24 protein-coding genes and 1 pseudogene are annotated in these 24,111 nt (G+C 62.2%); 11 read left to right on the forward strand and 14 right to left on the reverse strand.

The window, feature by feature from the left end; all coding sequences use genetic code 11:
• A pseudogene (locus ACIQUI_RS21300) lies at positions 1–227 on the reverse strand (DotU family type IV/VI secretion system protein); the annotation flags it as partial.
• 320 nt (positions 228–547) lie between these two features.
• On the reverse strand, positions 548–1,387 hold the full coding sequence (yghU, locus tag ACIQUI_RS21305; RefSeq protein ID WP_403202471.1) for a glutathione-dependent disulfide-bond oxidoreductase: 840 nt from the start codon (positions 1,385–1,387) through the stop codon (positions 548–550).
• Between the two features lie 200 nt (positions 1,388–1,587).
• Between yghU and ACIQUI_RS21310 the strand changes: the two genes are divergently transcribed.
• Positions 1,588–2,634: an alpha/beta hydrolase family protein gene (locus ACIQUI_RS21310; protein WP_403202472.1), complete on the forward strand. Its 1,047-nt coding sequence runs from the start codon at positions 1,588–1,590 to the stop codon at positions 2,632–2,634.
• Here ACIQUI_RS21310 and ACIQUI_RS21315 read toward each other — a convergent pair.
• Positions 2,596–3,789, reverse strand: coding sequence for an MFS transporter (locus tag ACIQUI_RS21315; RefSeq protein ID WP_403202474.1), 1,194 nt, complete (start codon positions 3,787–3,789; stop codon positions 2,596–2,598). The genes ACIQUI_RS21310 and ACIQUI_RS21315 overlap by 39 nt on opposite strands.
• Positions 3,790–4,138: 349 nt before the next feature.
• On the opposite strand from ACIQUI_RS21315, the gene ACIQUI_RS21320 reads away from it, so the two are divergent.
• From ACIQUI_RS21320 to ACIQUI_RS21365, 10 genes are all read left to right on the forward strand, one after another.
• On the forward strand, positions 4,139–4,972 hold the full coding sequence (locus tag ACIQUI_RS21320; RefSeq protein ID WP_403202476.1) for an urease accessory protein UreD: 834 nt from the start codon (positions 4,139–4,141) through the stop codon (positions 4,970–4,972).
• 9 nt (positions 4,973–4,981) lie between these two features.
• Complete coding sequence (locus ACIQUI_RS21325; protein WP_003256923.1) at positions 4,982–5,284, forward strand: urease subunit gamma; 303 nt, start codon at positions 4,982–4,984, stop codon at positions 5,282–5,284.
• Positions 5,285–5,303: 19 nt separating this feature from the next.
• A complete protein-coding gene (locus ACIQUI_RS21330) occupies positions 5,304–5,621 on the forward strand; it encodes an urease subunit beta (protein WP_403202611.1) in 318 nt (105 codons plus the stop codon).
• Positions 5,618–7,321: an urease subunit alpha gene (ureC, locus tag ACIQUI_RS21335; protein WP_403202478.1), complete on the forward strand. Its 1,704-nt coding sequence runs from the start codon at positions 5,618–5,620 to the stop codon at positions 7,319–7,321. Before ACIQUI_RS21330 ends, ureC begins: the two co-directional genes overlap by 4 nt.
• 10 nt (positions 7,322–7,331) lie before the next feature.
• Positions 7,332–7,823, forward strand: coding sequence for an urease accessory protein UreE (gene ureE / locus ACIQUI_RS21340; protein WP_403202480.1), 492 nt, complete (start codon positions 7,332–7,334; stop codon positions 7,821–7,823).
• 18 nt (positions 7,824–7,841) lie between these two features.
• Positions 7,842–8,387, forward strand: a complete 546-nt coding sequence (locus ACIQUI_RS21345) for a HupE/UreJ family protein (protein ID WP_403202482.1) — start codon at positions 7,842–7,844, stop codon at positions 8,385–8,387.
• The gene (locus tag ACIQUI_RS21350) at positions 8,387–9,061 is read left to right on the forward strand and encodes an urease accessory protein UreF (protein WP_403202484.1); all 675 of its coding nucleotides are present in this window, start codon (positions 8,387–8,389) and stop codon (positions 9,059–9,061) included. The genes ACIQUI_RS21345 and ACIQUI_RS21350 overlap by 1 nt, the downstream gene beginning before the upstream one ends.
• 11 nt (positions 9,062–9,072) lie before the next feature.
• Entirely contained in the window at positions 9,073–9,696 is a 624-nt protein-coding gene (ureG, locus tag ACIQUI_RS21355; RefSeq protein ID WP_403202485.1) for an urease accessory protein UreG, read from the forward strand.
• A 220-nt stretch (positions 9,697–9,916) separates the two neighbouring features.
• Positions 9,917–10,777 (forward strand): hypothetical protein, encoded by an 861-nt coding sequence (locus ACIQUI_RS21360; protein WP_403202487.1) that lies wholly within the window; start codon positions 9,917–9,919, stop codon positions 10,775–10,777.
• Between the two features lie 14 nt (positions 10,778–10,791).
• Positions 10,792–12,129 carry an endonuclease/exonuclease/phosphatase family protein gene (locus ACIQUI_RS21365; protein ID WP_403202489.1) on the forward strand — a complete coding sequence of 446 codons (1,338 nt, stop codon included), beginning with the start codon at positions 10,792–10,794 and terminating at the stop codon, positions 12,127–12,129.
• A 14-nt stretch (positions 12,130–12,143) separates the two neighbouring features.
• Here the strand turns inward: ACIQUI_RS21365 and ACIQUI_RS21370 are convergent, their stop codons facing one another.
• The 11 genes from ACIQUI_RS21370 to mcpP all read right to left on the reverse strand — a co-directional run bounded on the left by ACIQUI_RS21370 (position 12,144) and on the right by mcpP (position 23,874).
• Positions 12,144–12,872 (reverse strand): DUF899 domain-containing protein, encoded by a 729-nt coding sequence (locus ACIQUI_RS21370; RefSeq protein WP_403202491.1) that lies wholly within the window; start codon positions 12,870–12,872, stop codon positions 12,144–12,146.
• A 95-nt stretch (positions 12,873–12,967) separates the two neighbouring features.
• On the reverse strand, positions 12,968–15,169 hold the full coding sequence (locus tag ACIQUI_RS21375; RefSeq protein WP_403202492.1) for an LTA synthase family protein: 2,202 nt from the start codon (positions 15,167–15,169) through the stop codon (positions 12,968–12,970).
• A gap of 136 nt (positions 15,170–15,305) precedes the next feature.
• A complete protein-coding gene (locus tag ACIQUI_RS21380; RefSeq protein WP_403202494.1) occupies positions 15,306–16,583 on the reverse strand; it encodes a hypothetical protein in 1,278 nt (425 codons plus the stop codon).
• A 46-nt stretch (positions 16,584–16,629) separates the two neighbouring features.
• Positions 16,630–17,382, reverse strand: a complete 753-nt coding sequence (locus ACIQUI_RS21385) for a hypothetical protein (RefSeq protein WP_403202496.1) — start codon at positions 17,380–17,382, stop codon at positions 16,630–16,632.
• A 45-nt stretch (positions 17,383–17,427) separates the two neighbouring features.
• Entirely contained in the window at positions 17,428–18,108 is a 681-nt protein-coding gene (locus tag ACIQUI_RS21390; RefSeq protein WP_391133246.1) for a cysteine peptidase family C39 domain-containing protein, read from the reverse strand.
• 63 nt (positions 18,109–18,171) lie between these two features.
• A complete protein-coding gene (locus ACIQUI_RS21395) occupies positions 18,172–19,623 on the reverse strand; it encodes a heme utilization protein (RefSeq protein WP_403202499.1) in 1,452 nt (483 codons plus the stop codon).
• Between the two features lie 51 nt (positions 19,624–19,674).
• Entirely contained in the window at positions 19,675–20,253 is a 579-nt protein-coding gene (locus tag ACIQUI_RS21400; protein ID WP_403202501.1) for an adhesin, read from the reverse strand.
• A 1-nt stretch (position 20,254) separates the two neighbouring features.
• A complete protein-coding gene (locus ACIQUI_RS21405) occupies positions 20,255–20,695 on the reverse strand; it encodes a hypothetical protein (protein ID WP_403202503.1) in 441 nt (146 codons plus the stop codon).
• Positions 20,696–20,992: 297 nt separating this feature from the next.
• Positions 20,993–21,562 carry an AAA family ATPase gene (locus ACIQUI_RS21410; protein ID WP_403202505.1) on the reverse strand — a complete coding sequence of 190 codons (570 nt, stop codon included), beginning with the start codon at positions 21,560–21,562 and terminating at the stop codon, positions 20,993–20,995.
• A complete protein-coding gene (pnuC, locus tag ACIQUI_RS21415; RefSeq protein WP_403202507.1) occupies positions 21,559–22,125 on the reverse strand; it encodes a nicotinamide riboside transporter PnuC in 567 nt (188 codons plus the stop codon). The genes ACIQUI_RS21410 and pnuC overlap by 4 nt, the downstream gene beginning before the upstream one ends.
• Positions 22,126–22,239: 114 nt before the next feature.
• Complete coding sequence (mcpP, locus tag ACIQUI_RS21420) at positions 22,240–23,874, reverse strand: methyl-accepting chemotaxis protein McpP (protein WP_403202509.1); 1,635 nt, start codon at positions 23,872–23,874, stop codon at positions 22,240–22,242.
• Between the last annotated feature and the right edge of the window lie 237 nt (positions 23,875–24,111).

Genomic DNA, 24,111 nt, shown 5'->3' on the forward strand with positions numbered 1-24,111 from the left:
CGCAGGCGAATGACCAGGCCGAACAGCGGGTTTGCCGCGTCGAGCATCAGGTTTTCGAAGGCGCCACGTATCTGGAACTCGGGGTCGGCGGGGTAGCCAGGGGCATCCATGTCAAGTTCAGGGGCAGCGCCGCTGCGAGGCTGCTGCCTAGCCTCGATATCTTCGAGAAGCACTGGCTTTTTCTTGGTGGGAACTGGTGTTTCAGTGCCGTCGGACTCTTTGGACATCCTTAATCCTCGTTAACTGCCAGGTCTGATCCACGCATTGGCCGCGGACCGGTCGGGCGCAAGCACTTTGCGAAAGCCTGAAGATTAACGATGGATGAATTTGCATGGGAGATTGAAACGTCCCAAAAAGCTGTAGGAAGTTTCGCTACAAGTTATTATTTAAAAAATATCTGTGAAGTAAGGACATTGTTTTACAGGCGCTGCGACGCTGCTAGTGCTCAATAAAGGTATGTTTTAGAAAGGTTTTTTATTGATATCCATATACCGCAAAAAGGGCAGCCTCCCAGCAAGAAAGCTGCCCAGCGTACTGCCGTAACCCGTTAATCAAGATCCGCCGCAGCGTGCCGCTCTGGCACCTGGCTGTCTTCATCCCCCCAAGTGCGGTTCACCCGGGTACCGCGCTGCACCGCCGGGCGCAGGGCAATCTCCTCGGCCCAGCGCTGTACATGGGGGTACTCATCCACCGCCAGGAACTCCGCTGCGCCATACAGGTTGCCGCGCACCAATTGACCATACCACGGCCACACGGCGATATCGGCAATGCTGTACTCATCGCCGCCCAAATAGCGGCTTTCAGCCAGGCGCCGTTCAAGTACATCCAGCTGGCGTTTGGCTTCCATGGTGAAGCGGTTGATGGCGTATTCGAACTTTTCCGGCGCATAGACATAGAAATGACCAAAGCCACCACCCAGGTAAGGTGCCGCGCCCATTTGCCAGAACAACCAGTTCAGGCTTTCGGTACGCGCAGCCGGTGATGTGGGCAGCAGCGCTGCGAACTTGTCTGCCAGGTAAAGCAGGATCGACCCCGATTCGAATACCCGCACCGGCGGCTCGACACTGCGGTCGAGCAGGGCAGGGATCTTCGAGTTGGGGTTTACCTGCACGAAGCCACTGGAAAACTGGTCGCCCTCGCCAATGCGGATCAGCCAGGCGTCATACTCGGCACCGGCATGGCCCAGGGCGAGCAGCTCTTCAAGGGCAATGGTGACCTTGACGCCATTGGGCGTGGCCAGTGAATACAACTGCAGCGGGTGCTTGCCCTGCGGCAGCTCCTTGTCGTGCGTGGGGCCGGCAACCGGGCGGTTGATGCTGGCGAACTGGCCGCCGGACGCTGCGTCGTTGCGCCAGACCTTGGGTGGCACGTAGGCGGGCTTGCTCATGCATGAATCTCCTTCAATGGCGCAATACGGTCACGTATTAACGTGGACCTGCATCTATGCCACGGGTTCGACACCGTGCGCAAATGCATAGCGTGCACGCGCACCCTGCATGACGAGGGTTTCATCCAGTTTTCATCCGCTACGGGCCAAGCCGGTTTTATGCTGGGCCATCACTTCGCCCTGCAAGGAACCGCCGGCCGATGACCATTCCACGCTGCGTGTTGGCGCTGGCCCTGCTCGGCGGCCTGCTGGCCCATGCCGAGGCTGCGCCCTGGGTCGCCGGCATGCACCACATGACATTGACCGACCCGGTCGATAGCCGGCCAATGCAAGCGCTGGCGTTTTACCCCGCTACCGGCAAAACCCGCAGCAGCCGCGTAGACGGCTACCCCATCGAGGTGGCGGAAGAGGCGCCGGTTGCCATCGGCGAGTTCCCGTTGCTGGTGCTGTCCCATGGCAATACCGGCAGCCCGCTGGCCCTGCATTACCTGGCCACCTCGTTGGCGCGCCAGGGCTTCGTGGTGGTGGCGGTGGTGCACCCCGGGGACAACGCCCGCGACCACAGTCGCCTGGGCACCCTGAGTAACCTTTATGGTCGGCCGCTGCAGGTCAGCGCTGCAATCAGCGCCGCCCGGGATGATGGATTGCTGGGGCCTTACCTGAATGATGGCAAGGTGGGGGTGATCGGCTATTCGGCCGGTGGTGAAACGGCGTTGATCCTGTCTGGTGCGCGCCCCGACCTGGACCGCCTGCGTCAGTATTGCCTGGAGCGCCCGAACGACGCCGACGCCTGCAAGACCCACGGTATCCTGATCGCCGACCGCAGTGAGCTGGCGCCGCAGGCAGACCCGCGCGTAGGGGCCGTGATGCTGATGGCTCCGCTGAGCCTGCTGTTTGGCCGCCATGCCTTGGCCGGTGTGCAGGTGCCTGCACTGATCTACAGCGGCGACAGCGATCAGCTGGTGGCCGTGGACCGCAACGCCGAGGCGCTGGCCCGCAAGTTGCCGGTCACACCGGATTACCGCCTGTTGGCCGGTGCCGGCCACTTTGTGTTCATGGCCCATTGCGACACCGAGCAATACGCGCGCATGCCGGCGTTGTGCAAAGATGCCGAGGGCGTGGACCGCCGCCATATCCATCATTCGCTGGAACGCGAAACCGCGGCGTTTTTCAGCCAGGCGCTGGGCCCAGCGCAATTCGGCGAGGGCTCAGCCGAGGCGGGCGCGACGCGACAGCAACAGCGTTAGGCCTACCCCGGCCAAGGCGAGCAGGGCCGCCACGCAGAAAATCGACGCATAGCCCAGGTGTACGGCCACTGCCCCCATCACCGGTCCGGCGATGGCCAGGGCCATGTCGAAGAACACTGCATAGGCGCCCAACCCCGCGCCACGGCTGCTGCTGGGTACCTGCTTGATGGCTTCGACGCCCAGCGCTGGATAGACCAACGAAAGCCCGAAACCGGTAAGCCCTGCGCCAACCAACGCCCAGGCCGGCGAAGGCGCCAGCCACAGCAGGCTCAGGCCGATCACCTCGGTGGCCATGCAGGCGACTGCCACGTTGTAGCCGCCAAAGCGGTTGACCGCGTTGACGAACAGCAACCGCGAAATGATGAAGCACACACCAAATGCACTCAGGCACCAGGCGGCGCCAGCCCAGCCGCGCTCCAGGTAGTACAGGGTGACGAAGGTGGTCAGGGTGCCATAGCCGATCGAGGCCAGGGTAAGGCCCAGGCCGCATGGGGCGACACGGCCAAAAGCGGACCAGAACGGCAGGCGCTCGCCGCGCACGACCACCACGTCAGGCCGTTTGCGCAACACCAGCAGGGCAACAACCGCCAGTACCAGCAATGCCGGCCCGAGTACGCTGAAGTCCAGCCCGTCCACGGCAACCACGCCCAACGGGGCGCCAATCGCGATGGCGCCATAGGAGGCGATACCGTTCCACGAGATCACCCTGGCGGTGTGTTCGGGGCCGACCTGGCTGATGCCCCAACTCAAGGTGGCCACGCCGATCAGCCCTTGGGCGATGCCCAGCAGCAACCGGCCAGTAAGCAATAACGCCAGGCTGAGCAGCGGCAGCGTCAGGGACCAGGCGGACAGCAAGGTCAATACGCCGCAACCGGCAATCCCCAGCAGGCCGAAGCGGATGGCCTGCTTGCCGCCGAGGGTATCTGCAACGCGCCCGGCGAACGGGCGGCTAAGCAGGGTGGCCAGGTACTGCAGGCCAATGGTCACACCGGCGATCACCGCGCCAAAGCCCAACTGGTCGTGCACATAGCCTGGCAGCACCGCAATCGGCAGGCCGATGCAGAGGAAGGCAATGAAGGTATAGAAAACGATAGACAGGATCTGCAGGGTGATGTGCAGGGTATTGCTGGTGGGGGCGGGTTGTTGCGCGGTCATGGGCTCTTTCGCGGGCGGGCGGTTGGGCGTGGTTCCATGATGGCTGTTACATCAGGGAAATGAAAGCAGGCTAACGAATTATTCGTCGGGCGGAGCTTGCAGTCCCGTAACAATGAAGGGCACCGAAACAGGGCTTGGGCGCGCCCCCGCTTTGTGCGTCATCCCCCGGTATGCCCGATGCCAGAGCGGCTGCGGTAAAAGTTTCATCTGCCTTCACCTGCGGAGTTGGCCCGCAACCTGCTATATCCAGCCTGCGAATTTGATCGAGTGGTCACGCCGGGCGCGCAAGCAGTGCCCTGCGCCGCACCCTCTAAACGGCCAGTAGGCCACGGATTTCAGGGGCCGCAGGATGTCGCTCGCGGAGCAGATCGAACTACAACAAGACGAAGCAGGCTGGCGCGCCCACTTGCAGTTGCGCTTTGTCAGGCGTGACGACGTGACCCGCCTTGGTGCGTGGCGGCATTTCGGACCTCTTTTGGTGCAACGGCCTTTCTATCCTGAAGGTGGACCGTGCCACGTGTACGTGCTGCACCCGCCGGGGGGCGTTGTTGCCGGCGACCGTCTGGAACTGGATATCCAGCTGGAACCCGGCAGCCACGCACTGCTGACCATGCCCGGTGCCAGCAAGTTCTACCGCAGCATCGGCCCGACCGCTCGGTTGACCCAGCGCTTTCGGCTGGGCGCTGGCAGCACCCTGGAATGGCTGCCGCAAGACAGCATCTTCTTTTCGGGCGCCCGCGCCAGCCTCGACAGCCGTTTTACCCTGGAACCCGGGGCGCGCCTGTTGGCCTGGGAAACCCTGTGCATGGGGCGTCCGGTGATGAACGAGCGTTTCGAACAGGGCGCGCTGGACAGCCGTCTGCACATCGAACTGCCCGACGAAGTCGGCCTGCATGAGCGCCTGCGCATAGCAGGCGGGCGCCTGGACAAGCTGGGCGGCCACCCGCTGCTCGCGACGTTCTGCGCGGCACCGGCCGACCAGGCAGTGCTGGAGCAGGTTCGCCCACTGCTCGAGGAACTGGCCAACCCGGCTGGCGCGACCCTGCTGGGGTCGCTGCTGGTCATCCGTGTGCTCGACCATGACAACCAACACTTGCAACGCACCCTGCAACGCCTGTGGCACGTGCTGCGTCCGGCCGTTCTCGGCCTGCCTGCGTGCCCTCCACGAATTTGGGCCACCTGAGAGAGCGCCATGGAGCTGACCCCTAGAGAGAAAGACAAACTGCTGCTGTTCACCGCCGCATTGCTGGCAGAACGGCGCCTGGCGCGTGGCCTGAAGCTCAATTACCCGGAAGCCGTGGCGCTGATCAGTGCCGCTGTGCTGGAAGGCGCCCGCGATGGCCGCACCGTGGCCGAACTGATGAGCCTGGGGCGCGAAGTGCTGAGCCGTGAGCAGGTGATGCCCGGCATTGCCGAAATGCTCCACGACGTGCAGGTCGAAGCGACCTTCCCGGATGGCACCAAGCTGGTGACCGTGCATGACCCCATCGTCTGAACCCGCCCAGGAAACCCACATGATCCCAGGTGAAATCCAGGTCGCCGCTGGCGACATCGAGCTGAACACTGGCCGTGAAACGGTCAGCGTCAGCGTGGCCAACCACGGCGACCGGCCGGTACAGGTCGGCTCGCATTACCACTTCTACGAGGTCAACGACGCGCTGGTGTTCGACCGTGCGCCTACCTTGGGCTTTCGCCTGGATATCCCGGCCGGCACCGCGGTGCGTTTCGAGCCGGGCCAGGCACGTACCGTGCAACTGGTGGCCTACGCCGGCAAGCGAGAGGTGTATGGCTTCCAGGGCAAGGTGATGGGCACGCTGGAGGGCAGGGTATGAGCCGGATTTCTCGCCGGGCCTATGCCGACATGTTTGGCCCCACGGTCGGCGACCGCGTGCGGCTGGCCGACACGGCGCTGTGGGTAGAGGTGGAGAAAGACTTCACGATCTATGGCGAAGAGGTGAAGTTCGGCGGCGGCAAGGTGATCCGCGACGGCATGGGGCAAGGCCAGATGCTGGCTGCCGAGGCCATGGACCTGGTGCTGACCAATGCCTTGATCATCGACCACTGGGGTATCGTCAAGGCCGATATCGGTATCAAGCACGGGCGTATTGCGGTGATCGGCAAGGCCGGCAACCCCGATGTGCAACCCGGCGTCAATGTGCCGGTGGGCCCGGGCACCGAAGTGATCGCGGCCGAGGGCAAGATCGTTACCGCGGGCGGCGTCGATTCGCATATCCACTTCATTTGCCCGCAGCAGGTGGACGAGGCGCTGAACAGCGGTGTTACCACTTTCATCGGCGGTGGCACCGGGCCGGCCACCGGCACCAATGCCACCACCTGCACCCCCGGCCCCTGGTACCTGGCGCGCATGCTGCAGGCCGCCGACAGCCTGCCGATCAACATTGGCTTGCTGGGCAAGGGCAATGCCTCGCGGCCAGAAGCGTTGCGTGAGCAGATCGCGGCCGGTGCGGTGGGCCTGAAGCTGCATGAGGATTGGGGTTCGACACCGGCAGCCATCGACTGCTGCCTTGGCGTGGCCGAGGAAATGGACATCCAGGTGGCCATCCACACCGACACCCTCAATGAGTCCGGGTGCATTGAAGACACCTTGGCGGCCATCGGTGACCGCACCATCCATACCTTCCACACAGAAGGCGCCGGTGGTGGTCATGCGCCGGACATCATCCGCGCGGCGGGGCAGGCCAACGTGCTGCCGTCCTCGACCAACCCGACCCTGCCGTACACGGTCAACACCGTGGACGAGCACCTGGACATGCTCATGGTCTGCCACCACCTGGACCCGAGCATCGCCGAGGACGTGGCCTTTGCCGAATCGCGCATCCGCCGCGAAACCATCGCGGCAGAGGACATCCTGCACGACATGGGTGCCTTTGCCATGACGTCCTCGGACTCACAGGCCATGGGCCGGGTGGGTGAAGTGGTGCTGCGCACCTGGCAGGTCGCCCACCAGATGAAACTGCGACGCGGGCCTTTGCCACCTGACACGGATTACAGCGACAACTTCCGGGTCAAGCGCTACATCGCCAAGTACACCCTCAACCCGGCGCTGACGCACGGCATCGGCCACGAAGTCGGCTCGGTGGAGGCGGGCAAGTTGGCGGACCTGGTGCTGTGGTCGCCGGCGTTCTTCGCGGTCAAACCGGCGCTGGTGATCAAGGGCGGGATGATCGTCACCGCGCCGATGGGCGATATCAACGGCTCCATCCCCACACCGCAGCCGGTGCATTACCGGCCGATGTTCGGTGCCCTTGGTGCGGCGCGGCATGCCACACGCATGACCTTCCTGCCCCAGGCGGCCATGGACCGTGGCCTGGCCGAAGAACTGAACCTGCGCAGCCTGATTGGTGTGGTCAACGGCTGCCGCCGCGTGCGCAAGCCGGACATGGTCCACAACACCTTGCAACCACTGATCGAGGTAGATGCGCAGACCTACCAGGTACGCGCAGATGGCGAACTGCTGGTCTGCGAGCCGGCCAGTGAATTGCCGCTGGCCCAGCGTTACTTCCTGTTTTGAAGGAGCACCGATGATTGTCCTGACCCGCCGCATCACCGAGCCTGGCGCGCTCACTGAAACCGGCACCGTGACCCTGGATGTGGACAGCCGCATCAAGAGCCGCCTGCGCTTCAACCTGGACGATGGCCGCGAAGCGGGCTTGATGCTTGAGCGCGGCCACCTGCTGCGCGGGGGAGAACTGCTTGCCGATGCCGAGGGCAACCAGCTGATTCGGGTGTTGGCAGCGCCCGAAACAGTCTCCACGGTGCGCTGCGCCGACCCGCACCTGCTGGCACGCGCGGCCTATCACCTGGGTAACCGCCATGTACCCCTGCAGATCGAGCCTGGCCTGTTGCGCTTTCAGCATGACCATGTACTGGACGACATGCTGCGTGGCCTGGGCCTGACGGTAGAAACCGAGCAGGCACCGTTCGAACCCGAAGCGGGTGCCTACCAGAGTGCGCCGCATGGCCATAGCCACGGCCATGATCACCCGTTCGTACGCCTGCCTGCCCATTCCTGAACTGCCTTGGAGCACCCTATGAAGAAGACGCTTGCCCTGTTTCTGCTGATGCTGGCCGTGCCCGCTTTCGCCCACCCAGGCCATGACAGCAACCCATTGCATGACGGCCTGCTGCACCCGCTGACCGGCCTGGACCACCTGTTGATGCTGCTCGGCACCGGGGTGCTCGCGGCCTTGACCCGGCGCAACCTGACGCTGCCCCTGGCCACCTTGGCGGCGATGTTTGGCGGGGCGGTGTGTGGCCACTTGTTCGGTGACGTGCTGGGCATGGAGACCCTGATTGCCCTGTCGGTGCTGGTGGCTGCCGGTGCCGTGTTGCTGCCGAGCCGGCAGCTGCTGCTGGCCATGGCCATGCCCGTGTTTGCCCTGTTCCACGGCTGGGCCCATGGCGTGGAAGCCACGCCTAGCGCGTTCTGGCAGTTCAGCGCCGGCTTTGTCACGGTCAGCGGCCTGCTGCTGGCGGCAGGTTTTGCGGTCGGCTGTCTGTTGCGCCGTCACAGCGGCCTGCAAAAGGTCTTTGGCGGTGGCCTGCTGGCCGGCGCGGCGCTGGTGCTGGCCGGTTGATGAGCAGCGACCTGGCGTTACTGCGCCTGCTGCAGCTGGCCAGCCCCGGCTTGCCGGTGGGTGGCTTCACTTACTCGCAAGGCCTGGAGTGGGCGGTGGAGGCTGGCTGGGTGAAGGGTGTGGACGCTTTCGCTGCCTGGCAGCGCGAGCAGGTCGACGACACCCTGGCGTGCCTCGACTGGCCAGTGTTGGCGCGCCTGTATCAGGCGTGTCAGGCCGAGGATGCCGAGGCGTTTGCCCAGTGGAGCCGCTTCTTGCTGGCCAACCGCGAAACCGCCGAGCTACGCCTGGAAGAACAGCAGCGCGGCGCGGCGTTTGCGCGGCTGCTCGACGGCTGGCAACTGGGCCAGTCGCCGGCCTGGCGCGCCAGCCTTGAAATGACCCAATTGGGCGGTATGGCCTGGTTGGCTGCGCACTGGGCCATACCGCTGCGCCAGCTGGCCCTGGGCCATGGCTTTGCGTGGCTGGAGGGCGCGGTCATGGCTGGGGTCAAGCTGGTGCCGTTCGGCCAGCAGGCAGCCCAGACCTTGCTGCGCGACCTGGGCGAAGGTTTGCCTGCCGCCCTCGATCAGGCACTGGCACTGGGCGATGACCAGCTTGGTGGCGGCCTGCCGTTGCTGGCCATTGCCTCATCGCGTCACGAAACCCAATACACCCGTTTGTTCCGTTCCTGAGGACTGGCTTCATGCAAAGCTATCAACAACCCCTGCGCGTCGGCGTCGGTGGCCCGGTCGGCTCCGGCAAGACTGCACTGCTGGAAGCGCTGTGCAAGGCCATGCGCGATCACTACCAGATTGCCGTGGTCACCAACGACATCTACACCAAGGAAGACCAGCGCATCCTTACCGAGGCTGGCGCACTTGAGCCGGAGCGTATCGTCGGTGTTGAAACGGGCGGTTGCCCGCACACAGCCATTCGTGAAGACGCTTCGATGAACCTGGCTGCCGTTGAGGCGCTGGCACGCAAGTTTGGCAACCTGGAGGTCATCTTCGTCGAAAGCGGCGGTGACAACCTGAGCGCCACGTTCAGCCCGGAGCTGGCCGACCTGACCATCTACGTGATCGACGTGGCCGAAGGCGAGAAGATCCCGCGAAAGGGCGGCCCGGGCATTACCAAGTCGGACTTCCTGGTAATCAACAAGACCGACCTGGCGCCTTATGTAGGGGCTTCGCTGGAAGTGATGGAGCGCGACACCCAGCGCATGCGCCCGCAGCGGCCGTGGACTTTCAGTAACCTGAAGAAGGGCGAAGGGGTGCAGGCGGTGATCGACTTCATTGTCGAACGCGGCATGCTGGGTGTGCGTGGCTGAAGGAATGTCAGGATTGCGCAGGCCCTGTTGGGAACCGCTTCCGCCGTACGCTACTGCTGATTGGCGAACTTCTCGCCGACTGTTCACGCAGAGGTTGGTAGGGCGGAAAGCGGACATCAACGGACAGTCTGTTTCCCACATTCGCAAACGCTGACGGGCGACAGAAATCAGGCCTGCGATCCGATCAGATGACGGTTCCCTTTCAGGAAACCTCACTGCCATGCATTTGAACTACTCGCAAAACCTCCACGGCATCCTGAGCAGATCGACCCTGCTCGACGAGACCTCCAGCCAGGACTGCAGAATGGTTCGGCACAACGATGTGCTGTACTGCGTCTACTTCAACGGCGACGAGATCAGGATGCTCAGCAGACGCCCGTCCTCCGCCTGGACCTCGGTCACAGCGATTACCGGAAAGACAAGTGCAAACGTGCCTGGTCTGGTGTCCTTCAAGGATGACCTGGTCATGGTCTATGGAGATGCCACGAACATGACTGTTGTGTGCCGTTACAACGAAGCCTCCAGAACCTTTATCACCATGGCACACATACAAGCACAGCTGTCGCAGACACCGGCGTTCGCGGCGCTCAATGGCATCTTGCACATGTTTTATAAAGTGCAAAATAGCTCCAATATCATGTATGCCACGACATCCGATCTTATTAATTGGAGCCAGATGCCCGTCGTCAAGAACAACGGCAATCAATCCCTCTTGACTTACATGAGCCCGGTTGCCGCAACGTACCAGAACCTGATTCATCTGATCTATCAGGACAAGGCAGATAAACGTTACTACATGCTCAAATGCGATGGCGAAAACTGGACGAGCAGCATCAGCCTGATAGACAAGCGATATCCTCATTCTCCCGGCCTTTGCGTACATAACGGACTGCTCAAACTGCTGTTCTCTGGCGATGGCAGCAAGCTGGACCAGTACTGCTATGACGGGAACGCTGTCAGCCCGCTGGTAAGCAGCATCAAACTCGATTGCGGCGAAGGAAGCCCGGCGCTGGCCGTCCAGCAAGGTGCGCTGGTCGCCGTCTATGCCGGTGCGCATGTCAACCCTGATACTCAATCCTGATTGGGAGCCCAGCCATGTCGGTTGATAGAGCCATTTACGACTACACTCGCAGCCACCTGCCGCCGTCCACGGACTCAGTCCATTTTGAAATTCAGTTCGAAATCATCGTGACGGATATCGTGGCGCTGCTGCGTCATGCGCCCGACGACGCGCGGCACACTGCGGTCTGGCTTGTCTATTTCGTGTCGACCCACTACATGCACCGCTCGAACGAGGCTTCTCAGCAGCAATACGCACAGATTCTGGAGTCAGTCTTTCGTCGCCTATATAACGAACGTCGCTTCATCGATTACATCAATGCAGTGCATCCTCGGCACAGTTATCCGGTGCTGCTATGTTTTTATCACCTGCACCACGCCTTGATCATGAACGGCTTGCGGGCACCGAGTGGCCCTCTGATCCTCGACCACGGGGACGCTCTCAGAATGCTGCAGTTCGCCGTCGGTGCGGCGCACGGCCCTTGGCACTCCCGCATCCGCCTGCAAGGCGGCATCAGGGACTATTACCACGCATCTGTTCGCGATGACGGCCAGGACGCGCTGATCGAACTGGGCAGGCTCCCGCTGACTGGCACGCATCCTGTGAGCGTCGCGACCTGGAACATGCAAGGCTCTTCGGAAACGGCCGAGACGAAATGGCGAAGTTTCGTGCTGCAACTGGCGCGCAGCAATGCGGTGGTGGCCCTGCAGGAAGCAGGCGTGATGCCGTCTTCTTCGCTGCTCGCCGCCCAATTACGGGTTCCAGACCAGTTCGGTACGACTTTGCGGGTCGATCACTACTTGTGGAACGCCGGAACCGTGTCGCGTCCGGAGCAATACCATATCTTCTATCTGGACGGTCAACGCTTGCGGGTCAATTTGGCACTGGTCGTTTCCGAGGCCAGCGGGCTGGATATCGTACAAGCGGTGGTGATTTCCGATGGCTTGCCAGATGATCAGAATGCTCCGGTATATCGTCCTGCACTGGGTTTGCAGCTACGCCGTCGTACGACATCGCAACAAAACATGACGGTATATTGTTTTCACGCCATTTCCTCAGGTGGTCCCAACGCCCCGCGCATGCTGCGCGAAATAAGTTGGCACACGCCCTCGCGCTTCATCGTGATGGGCGACTTCAACCGTGATCCACGCAACGTTTCAGCCCAGACGCCCAGGGGGCAAGGCAACTGGATCTCACCACCCGACATCGCCCAGCTGGCTTTGCCAGCCGCCGAAACCCATCCCAGCACCGCGCCGCAAAACGTGCTGGACTACGCAGTCGTCAATGGCACCCCAGTCGAGCCTGGGCAGGTCAGTCCCGCAGGCCCTTCGGATCATCGGGCGGTGAGTTTTCAGGTCAGTTTTCCGGATTGAAGCTGGCTTGGCATTCAGTTGTGGCAGCAATGAGGCTTGCCGGGTTGCGTTTCATAACGGTCATGGTGCCGCACCCAGTCCATGGTCCCGCCTTCGTTGCGTCCCAGTGGCGCAATGTCCAGGAAGTTGTAGGTATTGACCAGAATGTCCAGCCCGCGGGCATAGGTCGAATAGGTGTGGTAAACGCTGCCATCCGTGTCGCGATAGAACGCACTCAAACCCGGCAGCTCGCTTTCACTGCCATCATACGGCTCATAGTTGTACTGCCGCTGGCCTTCGCTGCCGACACTGACGCCAAAGTCTTCGTTGAAGCCGCTGCCGTGTGACGAGTACCACGGGAACTGCCAGCCCATGCGCCGACGGAACGCCTGGAACTCGGCATACGGCGCCCGCGATACCGCCACCAGTGATACATCGTGGTGAGCCAGGTGCAGGTTGGCACCGTCAAAATGGTCGGCCAGGAACGAACAACCGGGGCAGCCTTCGCTCCAGCCTTCGGCAAACATGAAGTGGTAGACCAATAACTGGCTACGGCCCGCGAACAACTCGGTCAGGCTCAGCTCGCCGTCTGGCCCGTGGAAGCGATAGTCCTGCTCGACCTTGACCCAGGGCAGTGCGCGACGTGCTGCGGCCAGCGCGTCGCGGTGGTGGGTAAAGGCTTTTTCGTGCAGCCACAGTTGCCGGCGGGCCGCCAGCCACTGGCTACGGGAAACCACCGGGTGCCTGCTTTCGCTTGTGCTCATGGTGCTGCCTCCACATTGTGGGATTCACACAGTAGTCGAGCACGCGCAGGTCCAATCGACAGGCGCCGGTGGCCGGGCGATGAGCGGTAAGCCGCTCAGCCGGAATGGGCGATATGACCTTCGCTCAGTTCATCTGCCGCGTCATCCTCGCCGGGCAGCGCGGTGATCACGCTGAAGTCGCTGACTTCCACCTTGCCGCCGCCGTAGCCCAGCAAATGGAAGGAGAACGCTTTGCGCTCGGTCGGGTTGTCAAAGCTGAATTCCATTTCCAGTGGCTCATCGGCGGTGACTTTCACTTCAGCAGGCAGGCCCAGCGGCACGTCCTGCTCCAGCTGCTTGGCCTTGAGCTGGATGTAGGCGGCGCGTTTTGGGTCCAGCGAGCGTACCTTGACCCGCACGCGAGTATGCGAACCTTCCGGCATTTCCAGGTACTGGGCGCCGATCAGGTTGTCGGCCCAGTCATCGTGAATGCGCTTGCGCAGCTTGATCGGCGAAGGGCCACCGAACTGGTAACGCAGGTTGAGCGGGGTTTGCAGCAGGGACTGGTCGAGCACTCCGGCCAGTGCACCGATCTGCTGGCCTAGCAGGCTGTCGCCGGGGCCCAGGTAACGGGCCTGGTCGGCAATGAAGCCCTCACTGGCGTAACGCCGGCAGCGCTGCTGGAAATCGCACTCGGTGAACACGCCCTGGCCGTTGTGGTAGCGCAGCATGCCGTTGGTGTAGGAGATCATCTCGCGGCCAGTGTCGTAGTCGCGGTACAGCGAGCGGCCACCCAGCGCCATTGGAATGGGCAGCGCAAAGTAGTCGAGCACAGAGGTGGCCAGGTCGATATGGCCGTAAGTACCGCGCTTGATGTGCGGCAGCTGTGCCTGCTCTGGCGCCAGGGTGAGGTTGAAGCCCCAGGACGACGCCAGGCGCACGCCGTCGATGCCGTGGGACTCGTCAGAAGTCACCACCACCAGGGTGTCCTTGAGCACGCCCTGGCGCTCGAGGTTGTCGAGGAACGCCCCCAACGCATCGTCCAGGTAGGCGACTGCCGCCTGTTTGGGCGTGTCATAGCGTTCAAGGTACTCGGCCGGTGCCGAGTACGGCTGGTGGGTACCCACGGTGAGCAGGGTCAGCATCCAGGGTTTGTCCTGCTTTTGCAGTTGGCCGACGTAGTCCAGGGCACCCTCGAAGAAGGCGCGGTCATCCTTGCCCCATGGGAAGTCCAGGTAGTTCTTGTTGCGGAACCACTCCAGGCCATGCACCGAGTCGAAGCCGATATGCGGCATGATGCGGTCCTTGGCCATGAAGCGCAGGCCGGCACCTTGCAGGTAGTGGGTGGTAAAGCCGGCCTGGCGCAGCTGCGCCGGCAGGCAGGCCTGGTTGCGTTCGTTCTGGGTCAGCAGCTCCACACCCTTGGGCGTGCCATTGGCCAGCTTGTCGTAGTCACCACACAGCATCGCGTACAGGCCGCGAATGGTCTGGTGGGTGTGCAGTACGTAGTCGGGGGTGTTCATGCCGCGCTCGGCCCACTGGCTGACCTTGGGCATGAGGTCTTCGTCGAAGCGGCTGCGCAGCGCCTGGCGGTTGGGCCGCAGGTAGGCCCCGGGGATGCCTTCTACGGTGATGACCAGCAGGTTGCGGGCGCTACCGGGCCCGGCCAGCAAGCGCTGGCCATGCAAGTCGGATTGGGTCAGGCCGCTGCTGGCCAGCGGTGTGAACGTTTGCGTGCGGCCCAGCCAGCCTTCGACCTTGCGCTCCAGGCTGCCAACCCCGGCCGACATCAACTGGTGGCTGAGGTTGTATTGCCGCCACTGGTCAGCGTCGCTGGGTACCAGTTGCTGGCTGCCCCAATGGGCAGCGAACAGCAGCACGGGAATGGCCCAGGCCTTGCGCGGCAGCGGCGTGCTGCGTTGGGCTCGGCTGTTCCAGGCGACGGCCAGCCAGGCCAGCAGGCCAACGCCAAGGGTCAAGGGCAGCCAGGCATGGGCCAGGCCGCCGCCAGTCGAATTCTCCATGAATTGCGGGTCGACGAGGTACGTCAGGTCGGCGCTGGTGGGCAACCGGCCCACCGCGCTCACAAGTTCAGCCGAAGCCACCCACAGGGCTGCCCAGGCCAGCAGCACGGGCAGGGCCAGCCACCATGGCCGGCGGTGCAGCAGCAACACCAGCAGGCTGCCGAGGGCGAGGTCGGACAGGTAACCGAGCGGGTTGGACCAACCCAGCATGGCGCGCGTACCCAGTGGGATCACCAGCACCAAGGCTGCCAACGCGGCAAGCCGGGTACGTGGGTGGTCTGACAGGTTCTTCACAAAAACTTCCCTTTTGCCATTAAATCGTCATGCATCTGTGCTGGATGATAACAGGCCGGGGAAGGGAAAGCGGTTTGCTACAAGGCTGGTAACCAAAAGCCTGGCCCGCATGTGCGGGCCAGGCAGAGGGCAAGTATCAGAAGTAGTAGGGGAATTTCAGGCTGAAGGAAAAGTCCGGTGCATCATCGGTCAGACCAATGGACAGGTTGGGCACGATGGTCAGGTTGTTGGTGGCGGCGAAGGTCAGGCCGACGTTGAAGTTGGCCGCGTTGTAGTCACTGTTGGAGATGGACTGCCAGTCGCCGCCGTCAGGTTTGATCTTGCTTTTGCGAGCGAACTGGTCCGACACCGAGAACGACATACTCATCTTTTCGTTCAGGGCAAAGGCGATACCGCCGCCAATCTGCCAGGAATCGCCGAGTTTCACGTCACCTGGCACCTTGCTGTTGACCTGCGGGCTGATATCGCTGAACGAGTCCTGCATGTTGTAGGTGTACGACAGGCTGCCGAACAGCACAGCCGGGTCGAAGGTCTTGACCAGCGAGATGCCGGGCGTGATCGACCACACGCCGTTGCCGGTTGGCAGGCTGTCCGGGACAGACAGGTTGCTGTTACCGTCGACCTCGCGCAGCTTGATGCCATACGGGTCCTTGCCGGTCGGTGCCTTGACCCGCAGGGTAGCGACAGCGTCCGGCCAGGTTTCGTCCTCGTCGAGGAACTTGTAGGCCACGCCCACGTTGATGTCACCGATTTCCGGGTCACGGGTTACGCTGGCGTCCGAGGTAGTGGCGCCGGCGCCACCTGCACCGCCGGAGGAATAGGTGGACTCGCGGTACACCACAGGGACGTTGATGTCAAACTGCCAGCGCTGCGCCAGGTTATAGCGCGCAGTCATGTCCAGGGTCCAGTTGTCGGCCTTGATACGGTCCAGGTTGATGCTGCCGAGGAAGATCGAGTCCAGCGCCAGGAAGCCATTGAGCGTGAGCGCCCGGGTATCGTAATGGGTATAGGTAACACCTGTTTCGAAGCTGAACTTGCCGCCGCCAAAGAAGCCGCTGGCCTCGTCATACAGGTTGGATACGCTCTGCGCGGGTTCGGAGTCGGCGGTAAGCGCCTGGCCGTAGGAACTGCCGGTAGTGCCTGGCGCGCCAGACGCAACGGTCTGCGCCCCCTTGACCCCCTCGGCGGGGGACTTGACCAGGCGCTTGGGTGGCGCCGCTGCCGGGGCCTCCTCGACCTGTCGCACACGTTGTTCCAGCACCATCAGCGCTTGTTGCTGCGCCTCGTAACGGCGTTTAAGTTCAATCAGTTCCTGTTTCAGTGCTTCGACCTGCGGGTCGGCGGCTGCGTAGAGTGCGGTGGGGGCCAGGGTAGTCAAACACACAAAAGCTCTGAGCGATAAAGATCGGTACATGGAGTTGCCGTCCCTTCCAACTACTTTTGATGAGACAGAGCGTAGATCAGTATCCGAAGGTGCGAAGACCTTTGAGCTGGTCAAGGCTGCCATTGAGCGACGCAGCGGTCGGTACGCTCTCGCGCATCACAACGTTCAGCGAGGTGACGTTGTTGACCCTGTTGCCGTTGCCGAGCAATGTCGAGTTCTGCATCAGGCCGCCCTGGGCCAGGCGTTGCACGCTGCTGCCCTGGTTATTGCTGGCATTGATGTTGAGCTGCACACCTACGCCGCTCGAAGACACGCTGAGCGCGCCGGCGCCGTTTTCGCCGACCAGGGGCTGGCCGGCGGCGAGCACCTGGCCTTGCTGCTGCACGGCGGGGGCCTGGTTGGCCTTGGTCACGTTGATATCGACGTTGTTGTAGGCGGTGTTGTTGTCACCGGCAGCACGCACTACCTGGGTGACGCCTTCGGTAGTGGTAAGGCCGTTGCCGCCAGTCACCACGCCGGTGCCCGCAGCAGAAGCGTTGCTCGACGCCGAACCTGTGCCTTTTTCATCAATCATCGAGACATAGAACTGCGGCTTGATGGTCGATTGCTGGACCTGCAGCGTGGATGTCGCCCCGATCACGTCCCCTTTGGCATTTTGCCAGGTGCTGGACATGACGATGCCGAAACTTACGATTCGCCCCGGCATCACGTAGCGGCCACGCAGGTTGGCCAACTCCTGGTCCTTCAGTTCGATGGGTTTCAATGGCTCGGCGTGGCTTGGCAGGCTGGCAGCCAGGCAAGCCATGGCCAGCCACAATGAAGTCTTCATGAAATGCTCCCTGGAGCATCATGCTCCTTGTCATTAGAACAGTCGTTAGAAGAAGTCGCTTTTGATGAAGCCGAAGTCCAGCAGCTCGGCGTCCTTCACTGGGGTGAAGTTGTCCACCCGGCCCTTGGCGGTCAGCGGCAGGGGTGGGTCGAGCAGGATGTTGTTCTTGTCGTAACCCTGGCCGATCACGGCGAAGATGATGCCGTTCCAGCCTTTGAGGAAGTCGTCGACTTTGTAACGCCGATGGCCCAGTACCGGGTCGCCGACATATACCCAGCCTTTGTCGACCTTCTGCATTACCACGAAGTGCTTGTAGCCGCGCACATCCATCAGCACCACGACCGGGATGCGCACGCTGTGAAGGGTGTCGGGCGCTACCCGGTAACCGCGGGCGCGCATCCCCAGGCTTTCGACGTAGCGTTTCATGTCGAGCATCGAGAAGCCTTGCGTGCGCACCAGGTCCTGGTCGGCGTGGGCCAGCATGCCTTCGATGATCTGATGTTCGTCCACATCCAGCCAGTAGGCCTGGCGCAGGATGGTTGCCAGTGCGGCGGCGCCGCAGCTGAAGTCGGTTTTCTGTTGCACCAGGTCGGCGAACTTGCGCTCACGCACGCTCTGGATGGGCTTGAATACCACGGCCCCGCCCGGCAGGACGGACAGCGGCATTTGTGCCGCTTCGCTCACGCTGGCCAGGCACAGCAAAAACGCCAAGGCGATAATGCGCATGATCGGATGCCTTCCGGTGGGTGTTGAAGAAAGGCCCCCCGAAGGGGGCCTCAAGCGCGGCGTTTAGAACGAGGTGTTGGAGATGGCCAGCGAGTTGCTCTGCTGGTTGCCCACACCGGCTGCCACGTTCACGCCCAGGTTGCCGCTGCCACCGTTGACCGAACCGCTAAGGGTTGCAGTATTGGTAACAGGGTTGGCCCAGCCGGTCGGGGTCAGCACTTGGAAGGACACGGTATTGCTCAAGTCGTAAGCACTGCTTTCGCTGTAGCTCTTCGAAACGTCGTTCGAGGATTGATTCGATTTTTCGCCAGACTTGGAGAAGTCAGACGCCGAAGCATTCTCGTACGAGGAGTCGTGAGACTTGGTGTATGAAGAGTCCTTGGACTTGTCATACGACGATTGATGCGACTTGTCGTAGTTGGAGTCGAAGGCTTTCTCGAACGACGAGTCGTAGGCACTTTCGTGCGACTTGTCGACCGATACATCCAGCGATGCGTTCAGCGAACCATCGAAGGTGCTGGAGCGGGTGCGCTCGCGACGGCCATCATCGGTGGTAAGGGTACGCGTAGCGTTGGCGGCTGCATCCAGCGAAGCGTTGAGGTTGGCGCTGCTCGACGAGCTGTTGCTGCCGCTGGCTGAGCCGTTCAGGCCCCAGCTGTTGGAGCCACTGGCGCTGGAGTTGTTGGAGCCACTGGCGTTCGAGCTGCTCGAGCCGCTTGAGTTCCAGCCACTGGAGCCACTGGAGCTGGCGCTTTGCGCGCCGGCCACGCTGAAGCTCGATGACGAGTTGCGGTCGTCGGTCGAGTTGAACGAGCCATCACGCGAGCTCGAGCCACTGGCCGAGGTGGTGATGGTGATCGTGTCGACGCGATAGGTGCGGTCAGCCGCGTTGTTCACGATCAGGCCTGGGCCGTCCTGTTCGGCAGAAGCCGTGGCAGTGGCGTTACCCAGTGGAGCACCGGTGTTGGCGATGGCCATGGTGTTTTTCTGTTGGTTGAGGTCGCCACCGGCGATGTTGATGCCGATGTTGCCTTCAGCCCCACTGGCCGAGCCGCTCATTACAGCCGACGACTGGGTCGAGTAGTTGTCTACCCGGTTGTTTCTGCTGGTTTGCTGCACATCGGCAGTAGCATTGGCCATGCCGAACACGAAGCTGTTGTCCAGGCTGGATTCGGAGCCGGCGTTGGCAATGGCAGCGGCGTTGTCCTGCTGGTTGCCGTTACCGGCCGCCACGTTGATGCCGACGTTGCCGCTGGAGCCGGTGCCCGAGTCACTCATTTCGGCTTCGTTGATGGTGCCTTGGTTGGTGATGCGGTTATCAGTACTGGACTGAGTATCCCAGGCATTGGCCGTTGCATACACCGGGATCTTGGTTGGAGGAGGCGTGTGCTGACCATTGTTATGGTGGCCGTTATGGTGGTCATTGCGCCGATCGTTTTGCCCAGCTTGTACAGCAACAGCCATGACCGCAGCAATTGCGAACACCAGAGGCTTGATTGCCATCGAGGGTTTCATGGTGATTCTCCGTACTCTAGTTAGGTTAAGTGTTGTTCTTAACTGGAAGGGTCAATCCGCGACCCGGATGCTCAAGGTGTTGGCCATTCGGTTTCCCACCCCGGCACTCTGGTTCAACTGGATCACCCCACGGCTACCGGTGAAGGCCTGGTCACTTGTGGTGACCTGGCGATAGCCGGACGGGATGTCAGTTGCTCCGGAGTTGTTGAGCAGCGCCACGTTCTGTTGCATGAGGACGCTGTCGTCGATGCTTTGCGGTTGCGCACTGAGGGTGATGCTCAGTGCGTTGGCTTGCTGGGTATTGGCACCGGCACTCTGGTTCACGCCCAAAGCCCCACTGCCGTTACTGAACGCGTTGCCCTGGATGGTCGAACGGGCATCCATGGCGGGGTCTGCGGGTGTGTCCAGCCGTTGCCGGATCTGCGTGCTGGCGTTGGCTTCAGGCCCCGCGGCAATGGCGCGTGCGTTGACCTGTTGCTGTTTGTCGCCCGCGGCCTGGTTGACCGAGAGGTTGCCCTGATAGCGGCTGCCGGAGTTGTTGATGTCGGCGTTATTGATGACGGGAACCAGCGACTCGGCGAACGCCGGAGCACTGCACAGGGTGGCGAGGATCAGCAGCGTGTGCTTCATGTCACTTGCCCCCGCCGGTCAGGATCTGCAAGGGCGCAAGGCCGCGCTGCACACTTGAATTGACCATGTTCGAGATGCCGTTACCGGAGCCGCCCGTACCGCGACCGCCCGACAGGTTGGGCAACTGGTTCTGGTTACCGAGGTTGCCACCCAGGTTGTTGGTCTGCTGGGTGATCATGTTGCTGATGCCCGCGCCGCTGCTGATGCTGGCGAAGTCGCCATCACTCAGTTCATGGGTTTGCTTGAGCACATAGGCAGAAGGGTTGGCGTTGACCGTGGTGGGGCTCGGGTCGGGGATCAAGGGCGGTATGGTCGCGTTGCGTACCTGCACGTCGCGCTTGATGATGATGATCCCGTTGTCCGCCTGGGCGGCAAGGCTCAGTGAGCCCAATACACAACCCACCAGCACCCAGTGATAGAGGCGTTTGTCACTCTTCCTCACGACGGCAACTCCTTCTTTGAGCGCTGGCCTTGTTCAGCGATGCGAACAACAGAGCAGAAGGTGTGCCGTTTTTGAGAATCGTTTGCAGATCAACAGGTTAAGGCAATGGGTTGAGAATTTGCGGCGTTTTGTGTCTCAGTGGTGATACAGGCTGCGGGGAGTGGTGCGGGCCAAGCCTGCGCTGGCTTTGACTGGAAGGGATTTTGCAGGGGTGTTTCACTGGCTTGACACTGGCCCCGGAGCAGGGGAAACCCCCGCATTTTCGGGGGCTTTGACCCGTCCACCTGTATCAGTGGCTTAACACTCGGTCGGGCAAGATGGCGCATCGCTATCAAGCAGCATAGCAACAGCTTGCAAGGCCAGCAATTGGCGCTGCGGCCAATTGCCCTCAAGTATCTGGTGCGCCTGATTGTGCCGTTTCAGCCAGGCCAGGCTGTTGTCGAAAAAGCGTTGCCGGTCGTTGATATCGGGCTGGTTGCGTTGGCCATCGGCAATCCAGTCCACGCCTTGCGGGCTTAGCAATAAATGCAGGTCGTAATGCCGTGCGAGCAAAGCCTTTTCCAACCAGGCCGGGCAGTCATCGAACAAGGCCTGGCTCCAGAGCATGTTGCTGAGCAGGTGGGTGTCCAGGATCAGCAACGGTGGCGCCTGTTCACGGGCGCGGTCCTCCCAGGCCAGTTGGCCCCGGGCGATGGTGGGGATATCGGCGTAGCAGGTGTCACGGCGCTCCTGGTCGATGAAGTGGCGCACGTATTCGGCCACCACCACGCCGCCGAAATGCGCCTGGATCACGCCGCTGAGCCAGCTTTTACCACTGGACTCGGGGCCACACAGCACCAGCACCTTCATGGCTTGCTGAGCGCTCATGGCTGCACCAATGCCGGGTCACGGCGCCATTCCAGCCAGCCGCGCACGGCAATCAGGGTGAGCACGGCAAAGAAGCCTGCGGTGAAATACAACTGCTGATGCAGGTACTGGCCCACATAGACGATGTCCACCACCACCCATAGCGGCCAGCATTGCAGGCGTTTCTGGGCCATCCACAGTTGCGCCACCAGGCTGAAACCGGTCAGGGTGGCGTCCAGCCAGGGCAGGGCGGCATCGGTCCAGGTGGCCATGGCCGCACCCAACGCTGCGCTCAGCAGTACCCCGGCAGCCAGGCCGGTGAACAGCGCCTGGTATTGCAGGCGCGAAACCTGACGCGCGTCTTCGGCGTGGCCGGGGCGTTTCCATTGCCACCAGCCGTAGACTTGCAGGAGGGCGTAGGCCACTTGCAGCAGCATGCCCGAGTACAGCTTTACCTCGTAGAACAGCCAGCCATAGATCAGCACCATGACCAGGCCAATCGGCCAGCACCAGGCGTTTTGCTTGACCGTTAGCCAGACAGCGGTGACGCCGAGGACGGCGGCGATGAGTTCAAGGCCGGACATCGGCGATCCTTGGGCAGACAATCGGGGAAGGGCGCGATTGTAGCGGGTCGATGTCTTGCAGGCGAACCTTTGTAGGAGCAGCCTCGTGCTGCGAGGAGGCTGCTCCTGCCAAGGTCATACCCGGAATTGTCGCAACAGCTGCTCCAGCTCCTCGCTCAATTGGCCCAACGCCACCCCCGCATCGCTGGACTGGCGTGCCGCATCAGCGGTTTGCTGGGACAACCCGGCGGTATCGAGCACGTTGCGATTGATCTCCTCGACCACATGCGCTTGCTGCAAAGTGGCGCTGGCGATGGACGCATTCAACGCGGTGAGGTTGTTCAGTGCCTGGTTGATGGCATCCAGGCTTGCGCCGGCCTCGCGGGCCTGCCGGACGGTTTGATGCGAGGCTTCGCTGCTGGTGTCGATGGCCTTGACTGCTGCGTCCGACTGGCTTTGCAGGTGTTCGATCATGGTATGGATCTCGGCCGTCGACTGCGCGGTGCGCTGGGCCAGCAGGCGCACTTCGTCGGCAACGACGGCAAAGCCGCGGCCTTGCTCGCCGGCCCGTGCCGCTTCGATGGCGGCGTTCAGTGCCAGCAGGTTGGTCTGCTCGGCGATGGAGCGAATGACATCGAGGACACCGCCGATGCGCGTGCTGTGCCCAGCCAGGTCGCGAATTACCTGCACGGCCTGCTCGATGGTAAGCGACAGCCGATCAATCTGCACCAGGCTGCCATGGATGGCTTCCTGGCCATGGGCTACCTGTTGCTGCGCGGTGCGCATTTCGCCAGCGGCCTGTTCGGCAGTCTTGGCTACGTCCTGCACCGCGTAAGTCACCTGGTTCACGGCCGTGGCCACCTGGTCCATCTGTAGCGATTGTTGCGCGCTGTGCTGTTGTGCAGCCCCTGCATTGTCGCCGACGTGCCCGGCGGACTGGGCCAACGAGTGGGCTGCGCCTTGCAACTGCCCGACCACCCCCTGCAGCTTGCCGTTGAAGCGGTTGAAGTGCTCGCCCAGGTGGGTGATTTCGTCTCGGCCATGGGTGTCCAGGCGCCGGGTCAGGTCGCTTTCGCCGCTGGCAATGTTGCCCATGGCCTGCACGGCCTCCTGCAGCGGGCGGGCGATGCTGCGGGCAATCAGCATGACCACCAGGGCCATCAGCAAGGCAATGCCCACGCCCACCAGCGAGGCGTCGCGCAGCTGGCGGGCGAACTCGGCCTGCACGTCATCGACATACACACCCGACCCAATGATCCAGCCCCAGGGCTTGAACAGCTGTATGTAGGAAGTCTTGGCCACCGGCTCGCTGGCGCCGGGCTTGGGCCAGCGATAGTTGACCGGCCCGGCGTCCTGCTGGCGGGCCAGAGCGACCATTTCGTTGAACACGGCAAAACCGTCGGGGTCGCGGATGGCAGAGAGGTCCTGGCCGTCGAGCTTGGGGTTGGCCGGATGCATGATCATCTTCGGCCCCAGGTCGTTGATCCAGAAGTAGTCGTCGTGGTCATAGCGCAGCGCGCGCACCACTTGCAGCGCCTGTTGCTGGGCGGCATCGCGGCTCAGCGTGCCGGCTGCTTCCAGCCCTTGGTAGTAGGCCAGCACCCCGGCCGCGGTCTGCACGACGTGACGGGTCTTTTCGGCCTTGGCCTGGTACAGGTCACCGTGGATCTGGCGCAGCATCAGCAGGCCAAGCACCACCAGCATGGCCACCGCCACCAAAAGGATCAGCCACAGGCGACGGCTGATCGACATAGATCTCAGAGTGTTCATCCAGGCGCTCCCGCATTGTTCTTTTTATTGAGGTGCATCCAAGCATGCTTTGCGACAGGCCCCCACCCGACTAATGGCTAGGTGCTATCTTTGCAATAGTCTGCAACAGGTCCTGTAAAGCGTTTGCAAAGGCGCTCTGCCAGGATTTCGGCCGCGCAAGATGAAACCTTTAGCAGCCGTGAACTTTTCTACTGGCGTTGCGCCCAACAGTCGCTGTAAAACAGCCGGGCCGCGTGC

It is taken from the genome of Pseudomonas sp. NPDC090592 (genome assembly GCF_044769185.1).
Taxonomy (GTDB): domain Bacteria; phylum Pseudomonadota; class Gammaproteobacteria; order Pseudomonadales; family Pseudomonadaceae; genus Aquipseudomonas.